Genomic DNA, 8737 nt, shown 5'->3' with positions numbered 1-8737 from the left:
CAGGGACAGATCTATTTCTATCCCCAGGGTGGCATGAGCGGCATGTCTGGGATGAGCGGCATGGGTGGCATGTCGGGCATGGGCGGTATGTCCGGGATGAGTGGCATGGGCGGCATGTCCGGGATGAGCGGCATGGGTGGCATGGGCGGTATGTCCGGGATGAGCGGCATGCAGGGCCAGGGTGGTCAGAACAACAACGCTGGACAGTGGACGCCTCCGGCAAATTGATCTGTTGAATGTGCATAGCCCGATCCCGTCTTGTCGCACCTTTCCAGTGGACAAGGCGGTGATCGGGTTTTTTTCTGCTTTTTTGCTGCCATTCCGTCATGGGTTGGCACAACCGGCGAGAACCAAACATGTCCTACACAATGCACCGTTCCATGGCGGTATTGACCGTCCTGATTCTTTATTTGCTGGGGTGTATTCCCGTTTATGGAGCTGACTATCAAGAGGCGCGTTGGCATCCCCTGCATTTTCCGCCTGCCATAGATCAAGCCAGCAATGCCGATTGTTTGAACTGCCATCAAGAGATAGTACAGCCTTCACTGCGCGAGAGTTCGCCATCGGGTGTTCTGCCCAGCCAAACTTTGGCCTGGTATCAGACGATCGGCGGCTATGAAGGGGAGCAGAAAAACTTTCATCAGCGCCATTTGACCACTGCGTTGGCAAAGCAAGTGATGAATTTGCAATGCAATTTTTGTCATAGAGGCAGTGATCCGCGTGAAAAAGCTCCCGCCCTGTCGGGAGAGAATACAGCACAAGAGAAGCGTTTTACTTTGCGCAAGACGGTGAATGTGGAGGAGAGCTGTTTGCGTTGTCACGGACGTTTTCCCTATGAGTCGATGGAGTTGCCTGGGCCGTGGCATGAAGTAGGCGCCGATATGCAAAACAACTGTTTGTTGTGCCACGCCACGATTCGTACCAAGCGACATCAGGTCAGCTATTTACACGGCAAGGCGATTGAAGAGTTGGCAGAGAAGGATTCAGACCTTTGTTATGGATGCCATGGTGGGCGGGCCTGGTATCGGCTCAGTTATCCCTATCCTCGGCACCCTTGGCCGGATATGCCCAAAACCACACCGGATTGGGCCAAAGGTCGTCCGAGTGATTCAGAACAACGGTTTCGCCTGGCTGGCGAAAAACCCTGATTGTAGCCACGCGCTGGCGGAAGGAGTGGTAGGATGAGTGAAGCATCTGGTGGGCGCGGCCCGAAAGTCCAGTTGAACATGAATCGGCGCAGTTTTTTGCAGACGGCAGCCGGTGGTGCGGCATTGGCAGCCAGTTCTGGTCTCTTGGATTGGGGGGGCGTCAAAAAGGCTGAGGCTTTTCCCTATGAGCCCTATCCACGGGATGATGAGTTGGAGACAGTGGTGACCAGTTGTGCCCATAACTGTGGCTCACGCCATGTTTTGGTGGCCCACAAGAAAGGTGATGTCATAGTTCGCCTTTCCACTGATGATGGACGCTTTCAGCAGGATGGCAGTTTTGGCAAGGATACCTTTGAGGAGCCGCAGTTGCGCGCCTGTTTGCGTGGCCGCTCCTATCGCAGTCGGCTCTATTCTCCAGAACGTTTGCTGCATCCGATGATTCGTAGCGGTGAGCGGGGATCGGGACAGTTTCGCCGGGTCAGTTGGGATACGGCGTTGGATTATGTTGCCGAAAAGATGGTCTCCATCAAGGCGCGCTGGGGCAATACCGCTTTGTTGGATCAAAGTTATGCCGGGGCCTCTTATGGGGTTTTGCACAAATCCGATCAGATTGAGGGATTGTTGGGGCGCTTTTTGGGCATGTTTGGCTGTCGGACCAGCTCCTGGTCTATCCCCTCCTATGAGGCGACCAAGTTCAGCTCACGCATGACCTTTGGTACCATCGAAGATGGCAATGAAGATGATACCTTTGCCCACTCCAAATTGATCATCATGTGGGGTTGGAATCCTGCCTATACCTTTCATGGCGGCAATACCTTTTATTATATGCGTTTGGCCAAGCAGCAAGGGTGCAAGTTTGTGGTCATCGATCCGCAATATACCGATTCGGCAGCCACCTATGATGCCTGGTGGATTCCGATTCGGCCCAATACCGATGCGGCAATGATGGCAGGTATGGCCTACCATATTTTTGAGCGCAATCTGCAGGATCAGCAGTTTATCAATCGTTTTTGTCAGGGGATCGATGCCGGGACCATGCCTGAATGGGCCAAAGGGCAGGAAAATTTTCGGGATTATCTGTTTGGCAAATATGATAATACTCCCAAGACCCCGGAATGGGCTGAAGCGATTTGCCAAGTTCCGGCCAAGGATATTCGCAAGCTGGCCGAAATGTATGCCACCACCAAGCCGGCAGCGCTCAAAGCCTCCTGGGCCCCAGGACGCAATGCCTATGGCGAGCAGTATAACCGTATGGCGGCAGCGTTGCAGGCCATGACCGGAAATATTGGGGTGTTGGGGGGCTGTTCCGAGGGAATTGGCAAGGCTTGGCATGCGGAGGCGGTGGCCTATCCCTATGATCAATATGCCAATATCTATTTTGCTTCCATCAAGTCCGATACCTGGGCCCATTGTGTGTTAAACTATCCCAATGTGCAACGCGAGGATATTGGTCTTTGGCCGCGTGCTGATGCAACGGATGGAGTGATTCCCAACATCAAGGGGATTTTTTGGCAAGGTTCGGATTGGCTGAATCAACTGCCCAACATCAACAAACAGTTGCAGGCAATCAAAAAGCTGGAGTTGGTGGTCTGTCTGGATTCAACAATTACCCCCTCTGGGTTGTGGGCCGATGTGTTGTTGCCGGTTGCCACCCATTTTGAGCGCCATGATGTGGCTTTGCCATGGTACAAGGGCCACTATTATATCCATCGGCCCAAGGTGATCGAGCCGATGGGAGAGAGCAAGAGCGATTTTCAGATTTTTACCGAGCTTGCTTGGCGAATCAGTCCGGTTTTGGGGCAAGCCTACAACCCGCGTGCTGCTCGTGACTATTTTCATCACCCGGATGATGTCGATGAAGCCTATTTGTCAGCCTGGTGGCAAGAAAAGGTGATGGGGCATCAAAATGTGCGCATGGATTGGCAGACCTTCAAGCGCACTGGCATCTATAAATTTAAGTTGGACAAACCGCACGTGGCTTTTCGTGAGCAGATTGAAAAGGGTGTTCCTTTTCAGACCCCTTCGGGCAAGATTGAAATCTTCTCAACGCAGTTGGCAACCATTCAGGATTGGAAAAAAAGCCAATTTGGCACAGCCATTCCGGCTATTCCCAAGTGGATTGAGCCTTGGGAATCATTAAATAGTCCAAAAACGGCGACGCATCCCTATCATCTTATTAGTCCACACCCACGCTGGCGTACCCACTCTATTTTTCACAACATACCCTGGTTGCGCGAGACCTATGATCAAGAGGTGACCATAAACGCCAGGGATGCAGAAAAATTGGGCATTCAGACAGGTGATACGGTGGAGCTCTATAATGATCGGGGAGGGGTCGTGGTTCCGGCCTATGTGACCGAGCGCTGCATGCCTGGAGTGCTGGTGCTCCATGAAGGGGCGTGGATGGATCTGGATAAAGAGGGTTGGGATCGTGCCGGCAATCCAGATTTTCTCACTCTGGATGCGCCTAGTCCAGCCGGTGGCTTTGCCTACAACACGGTATTGGTGAAGATGCGCAAAAGCAAAGAGCGCAGCCATCGTCCGGGTTGGGATCAGTTGGCAATCAGCCGAGCCCATATTTTCCGGCGCGACCAGTAGCGGGCCGATTAGAATAGTCAAGGAGTAATGCAAGATGTCCATGCTGGAACGAGATCAAGTGCTGGAAGGGATTGCAGCCAAAAAACGAGTCGTTTACAAAGCGGTAGTGCCCAAGGAGCAGTTGGGTTTTGTCCATAATAATGTGGACTGTATTGGTTGTCGGGCCTGTGAAATTGCCTGTAAAGATAAGAATGGTTTACCGCCGGGGCCGCGCTTTCGGCGGGTGCAATATATCGAGGGTGGTCGTTATCCGGATGTGTTTGCCTATAAGGTCAACATGTCTTGCAATCACTGTGCTGAACCGGCCTGTCTGCCCACCTGCCCTACCGGGGCTATCTGGAAACGGGCCGACAATGGGGTAGTGGATATTGATTCCACCTTATGTATTGGTTGTCGGCGTTGTGAAGCGGCCTGTCCTTTTGGGGCGCCGCAGTTTGATGCCGAGGCCAATGTTGTGAAAAAGTGTAATTTTTGTATCGATGAGTTGGAGGCAGGTCGCAAGCCCTATTGTGTCCAGGCCTGCATGATGCGGGTGCTCGATATGGGTCCGGTTGAGAAGATTTGGTCAGGTGAGTTGGAGAGCAAGGCGATTGCTCCTGGTGACAAGGTGGTGCGCCAGGTACGCGACATGGCCAATCCTGAGTTGACCAAACCTTCCATCGGTTTTATTGCGCATCGCATGGGTAAAGTCAGCGAATAGGGTCTGCTCAAGCAGGTAGTGGTTCTCTGGCGCCATTGTCTGGATGCGGCGCTCAAACAGAGTATGGTGGAGGGAGTTTAGTCTGCAGCGCGTTTCTTTATGTGGCCAGACAGAGTTTGGAGAGGGCGTTTTGTTGTTATCGAGCGCCCTCTTGCTGGCTTGCTGAGGTTGTGGCAAGAGACCTTTGCAGGTGCTTTGTGGAATAATTGCCAGGTGTTCTGGTTGTCTGTCAGAACCTCTCGTTCTCTCCTGGATTTTTTGGAGAGTCGAGTGGGCAATTATCCGCAAGCTGCTATTATCGAGAGTCAGAGTGCAAGACTCGCGCAATCATCTCCAGCAAGGTTTTTTTCTTGATGGGTTTGGCGATGTGTTGGTCGAAACCGGCTTCCAGGCTTTGGGCGATATCTTCCTGCAATGCGTAGGCAGTGAGGGCAAAAATGGGTAGTCTGGGCCGATGCTCTTGTTTTTCAATCTCTCTCCAGGTGCGGGTGGCGCTATATCCGTCCATCACAGGCATTTGTACATCCATTAGTACGAGATCAAAAGAGTGTAGGCGCATCATCTCCAGGGCGCTTTTACCATTTTCTGCAATCTGCAAAGCGTAGGCAGCATTTTTTAGGTAGGCAGCAATAAGCAGGCGGTTTTCTTCGGAGTCATCCACCAGGAGAATGCGCCAGGGAGTTTTTGTCGCACCTGTACCGCTGCCATGAGGGAGTGCAGAGAGGTTTTTCTCATCATCTGTCCCAGTGGGATCAATCTGTGCAACCGCTTGCACCTTTTTTCCTAATGCAAATGGCAAAAGCAGGATAAATTCCGTGCCTGTACCGGGTTGGCTGGCAACCTTGACCTCGCCTCCCATTTTTTCTACCAATTTTTTGACAATAGGCAAGCCCAGACCAGTACCACCAAAACGGCGGGTAATGGAGCTGTCGGCCTGAACAAAATTTTCAAAAATGGATTGCAAACGCTCTTCCGAAATGCCAATACCGGTATCCTTGATTTTAAATTGCAGCAGGACAGCCGTTTGTTCTGGCGCTTGCTCAGTTGGCGGGCATGTCGCTTCAAACAAAATCATACCCTGTTCAGTAAATTTGATGGCATTGCTTAAAAGATTGAGAAAGATTTGCCGCAGGCGTATGGAATCACCCTCCAGATGATTCGGTACAGCAGGATGAATATATTGTTGCAATTGCAATCCTTTGCTGTTGGCTCGCAGTGCCATTATTTCGCACACAGTATTCATTTCATCAGCAAGATGGAAAGGGCGTGTTTCAAGGATCAACTGTCCTGCTTCAATCTTGGAAAGATCCAAAACATCATTGATGATCCCCAGCAGATTTTCCCCGGCGGAACGAAATACCTTAACAAATTGGCGTTGTTCAGGATGCAGATCGCTCTCCCATAACATATCTGCCATTCCCAGAATGGCGTTCATGGGAGTACGAATTTCGTGACTCATGTTGGCCAAAAATTCACTTTTTACTCGCGTGGCTGTTTCAGCCATATTTTTGGCCGCTTCCAGTTGCAGAGTAGTGCGTCGCTGTTCCGTGACATCCAGGAATGCCCATACCGATTCACCTGTTTCTGTTTTGAGTAGAGAGCCACTGACATCCATCCACATGGGAGTACCCTCTCTATTGCAAAATTCCCACTGTGTTCGGAACACCTTTCCTGATTGGAGAACAGGAGTGGCTGCCTGAATAAACGCTTGGTGTGCATGCGCACTGGTGAAGTGACTTTTAAGCGGAACACCAACAACGGCATCACGCTGATAGCCGAAAAAGTGCTCGAAGGCAGGATTGGCCCAGAGGATTGTTTGTTCTTTGATGGTGATTATTCCGATCAATTCGTTGTCCAGGATCGCTTTCTGCTCTGCCAAGAGTTGCTCAATTCTGCGCTGATCCCGATTGCGTTGCGTGATATCCTGAAGAACTGTAAAACTTTGCACAATTCTGCCGTTTGGATCACGTTCACCAATGGCTGACAATAAAATATCCAAAACCTCGCCATTTTTGGTGACAAATTGGTAAGGGATGTCATTGGTAATGCCCTTACGGAAAAAAAGCGGGAGAACCGTTTCGATGGCGCGTTGACGAGACTCATCGGTCAAAAATTCTGTCGATTGGCGGCCGATCACTTCAGAGCGGTTGTAGCCCATTTTTTTCAGCCAATTATCGCTGACATAGATGATCCGGCCATCGGCATCAATCGAATGCAGCATGGCCGGAGTAGATTCATACAAAATCCGAAACCGTGATTCACTGGCCCGCAAAGCGATTTCCCGCAGTTTGATCTCGGTGAGATCAGAAAATTGGAGAACCAAATGCGGTTCGCTGTTGAGCAGAACGGGGACGATTTGACACTCGACCCAGATCTCTTTGCCGAAAGAGGAGGGAACATGAATTTCGCGGCGACGTGCTTGCTTATCGGCCAAAGAGTTTTGACACGCTTCGTACAATCCCGTGGAGATAAAGGATTTGATCTGGTGGAGGTTGCGTGCCATCAAATCCTCTCTGGAGCTGCCAACAAGGATGGCATAGGCTGCATTGGCGACCACGCAACTGCCATTGGCGTGGTAGACCCCCACCGCCAGAGGTGATTGCAGCAGAATGGATTCGTTAAAGGCAAGAAGCTCCTGTAAACGAGCCTCCGCATGTTTGCGATTGCTAATTTCTCGCCAAGCACCCAACAACATCTGTCGTCCCTTGTACAAACAACGACCAACGGTGACTTCAGCCCAAAAGGGAGTGCCATCTAAACGGCAGTGTACCCATTCAAACCGCATATATCCCTGCAGAAAGGAGGAGAGAATGATTTCTTTTCCTGCTTCGGCGGAGAGTCGTCCATCTGGTTGCTGAACAGGCGAAATATCAATGACACTTTTGCCGATAATTTTTTCACGAGGCCCGCCAAGCAATCCTTCTGTGGCGTTGTTGCATTCGATAATGTAACCATTTTCTGGATCAACAATTACCGAAGCATCAGGTGATCTGGTGAAGAGAACCGCATGTTGATCGGCCAATTCTCGTAACTGGGTGACATCATACATTACAACCAGGTGTTGTCCGATAAATGGTACTCCCAGTGGTTCAATGGAGAGCAGAACCGAGCGCAACGAATTGTCGCTGCAGCGGATACTCACTTCCAAGGGTTCAACGGGAGTGGATGTTTGTTTGCATTGTTCAATTCTCGCTCTCCATTCGTCTACCACTTTTTTTCGAGAAGAAGAGTCGGGATAGGTGCACTGCCACCATTGCTCCAGTGTTGGGATCTTGTCCAGTGAATAGCCAAACACAGCTTCAAAGGCGGGATTGAGATAACGAAATGAGTCTCCTTCGTTGATTGCAAGAGGAACAGGCGAGGCATTCATCACTGCCCAGAACAGTTGTGCATTGTTTTTATTTTGCGCTTGTTGAAATAGTGCACGCCTTGCCAGCCAGCCTGAGGCAATAGAGAGCAGTAAAATGAAAACGGCTTCAACAGTTATGCGTGTCGTAGAGATCCAACCATCCCATGGAGCGATACTCAACATCCAACGACCATTCGGCACATCGATGACGGAGGTTGCTGGTTCCACTTTTAGCGCATGCTTTGACTGTGCAAAAACATGGCGGTTGTCATTGTCGGGGTAAATTCGCCACAGTTCATAGCTGTAACCATCTGCCTCCAGATCAGAAAGACGCACAATATCAAGCAGTGCTGGCATCCTGATCAAGACCATTGTAAATCCCCAGAAGGTTTGGGGATCTGCTTCATCAAAAAAAACCGGCAACCGTCCGATAATGGCTGTGCCACCCTGCAGCAGTTCAAATGGTCCTGCCAGAGTCAACTTTCCGCTCTCTTTTGCCAGTCTTGCCTCTCTATTGCGTTTTTCATCGCTCAACAAATTGTCTGAACTTTAGAGTCGCAACCATCCAATCCAAGATCGTTTGATTCGTGGAAAGTGTGGTGTGCAAGTGAGAAATGGCCGATTTTGGGATACGTTGTCCGACGCGCAGGTTCAACCGGTCAGTGGGATGTCGTTTGGAGGCATGAATTTCCGGGACTTTGAGTTCCACCAGTCGCGAACTCGGATGTGGGAGAAATGGCTTTGGAGCCCGGTTCGCACCAAACCGGCCGTTACTGTGCGATTGATGCGCCAAGGGGTGAAGTTGGCGAGTTGTCTGACTTGTTCTCCGCCCAAGATGGTCAGGAGTTGTGGAAGTGCATAGGCGGCAAAGAGGATGTGTACCCATCGGTGAAGAACCTGTCTGGACTGTTGCCATGTTTCTTTCCAGCCCCATCCATTTTT

General features: G+C 50.7%; 5 protein-coding genes and 1 pseudogene. 4 read left to right on the top strand and 2 right to left on the bottom strand.

Translation table 11 applies throughout. The annotated features are described in order from the left end of the window. The 4 genes from EJP87_RS11240 to EJP87_RS11225 form a co-directional block, all read left to right on the top strand. On the top strand, positions 1 to 228 hold a 228-nt coding region (locus tag EJP87_RS11240; protein ID WP_193771309.1), incomplete at its 5' end, for a hypothetical protein. 128 nt (positions 229 to 356) lie between these two features. Then, entirely contained in the window at positions 357 to 1148 is a 792-nt protein-coding gene (locus EJP87_RS11235; RefSeq protein WP_130471970.1) for a hypothetical protein, read from the top strand. A gap of 33 nt (positions 1149 to 1181) precedes the next feature. Continuing rightward, entirely contained in the window at positions 1182 to 3746 is a 2565-nt protein-coding gene (locus EJP87_RS11230; RefSeq protein ID WP_130471969.1) for a molybdopterin-containing oxidoreductase family protein, read from the top strand. Positions 3747 to 3780: 34 nt separating this feature from the next. Next, positions 3781 to 4446, top strand: a complete 666-nt coding sequence (locus EJP87_RS11225; RefSeq protein ID WP_130471968.1) for a 4Fe-4S dicluster domain-containing protein — start codon at positions 3781 to 3783, stop codon at positions 4444 to 4446. Positions 4447 to 4741: 295 nt separating this feature from the next. Here the strand turns inward: EJP87_RS11225 and EJP87_RS11220 are convergent, their stop codons facing one another. Both EJP87_RS11220 and EJP87_RS18555 read right to left on the bottom strand, forming a co-directional pair. Next, positions 4742 to 8329: a PAS domain S-box protein gene (locus EJP87_RS11220; protein ID WP_227657591.1), complete on the bottom strand. Its 3588-nt coding sequence runs from the start codon at positions 8327 to 8329 to the stop codon at positions 4742 to 4744. A gap of 117 nt (positions 8330 to 8446) precedes the next feature. Continuing rightward, positions 8447 to 8737, bottom strand: a pseudogene (locus EJP87_RS18555) (IS701 family transposase); the annotation flags it as partial.

The sequence above is a fragment of the Candidatus Magnetaquicoccus inordinatus genome, from assembly GCF_004217665.1.
Classification (GTDB): Bacteria; Pseudomonadota; Magnetococcia; order Magnetococcales; family Magnetaquicoccaceae; genus Magnetaquicoccus; species Magnetaquicoccus inordinatus.
The sequence above is the reverse complement of the archived record's forward strand: the minus strand, read 5'-3'. Positions and strand labels throughout refer to the sequence as shown.

What these genes read in the sequence shown, in the direction of transcription:
- EJP87_RS11230 (WP_130471969.1), top strand. Translation starts at nt 1,182, where the DNA reads ATGAGTGAAGCATCTGGTGGGCGCGGCCCGAAAGTCCAGTTGAACATG.
- EJP87_RS11235 (WP_130471970.1), top strand. Translation starts at nt 357, where the DNA reads ATGTCCTACACAATGCACCGTTCCATGGCGGTATTGACCGTCCTGATT.
- EJP87_RS11225 (WP_130471968.1), top strand. Translation starts at nt 3,781, where the DNA reads ATGTCCATGCTGGAACGAGATCAAGTGCTGGAAGGGATTGCAGCCAAA.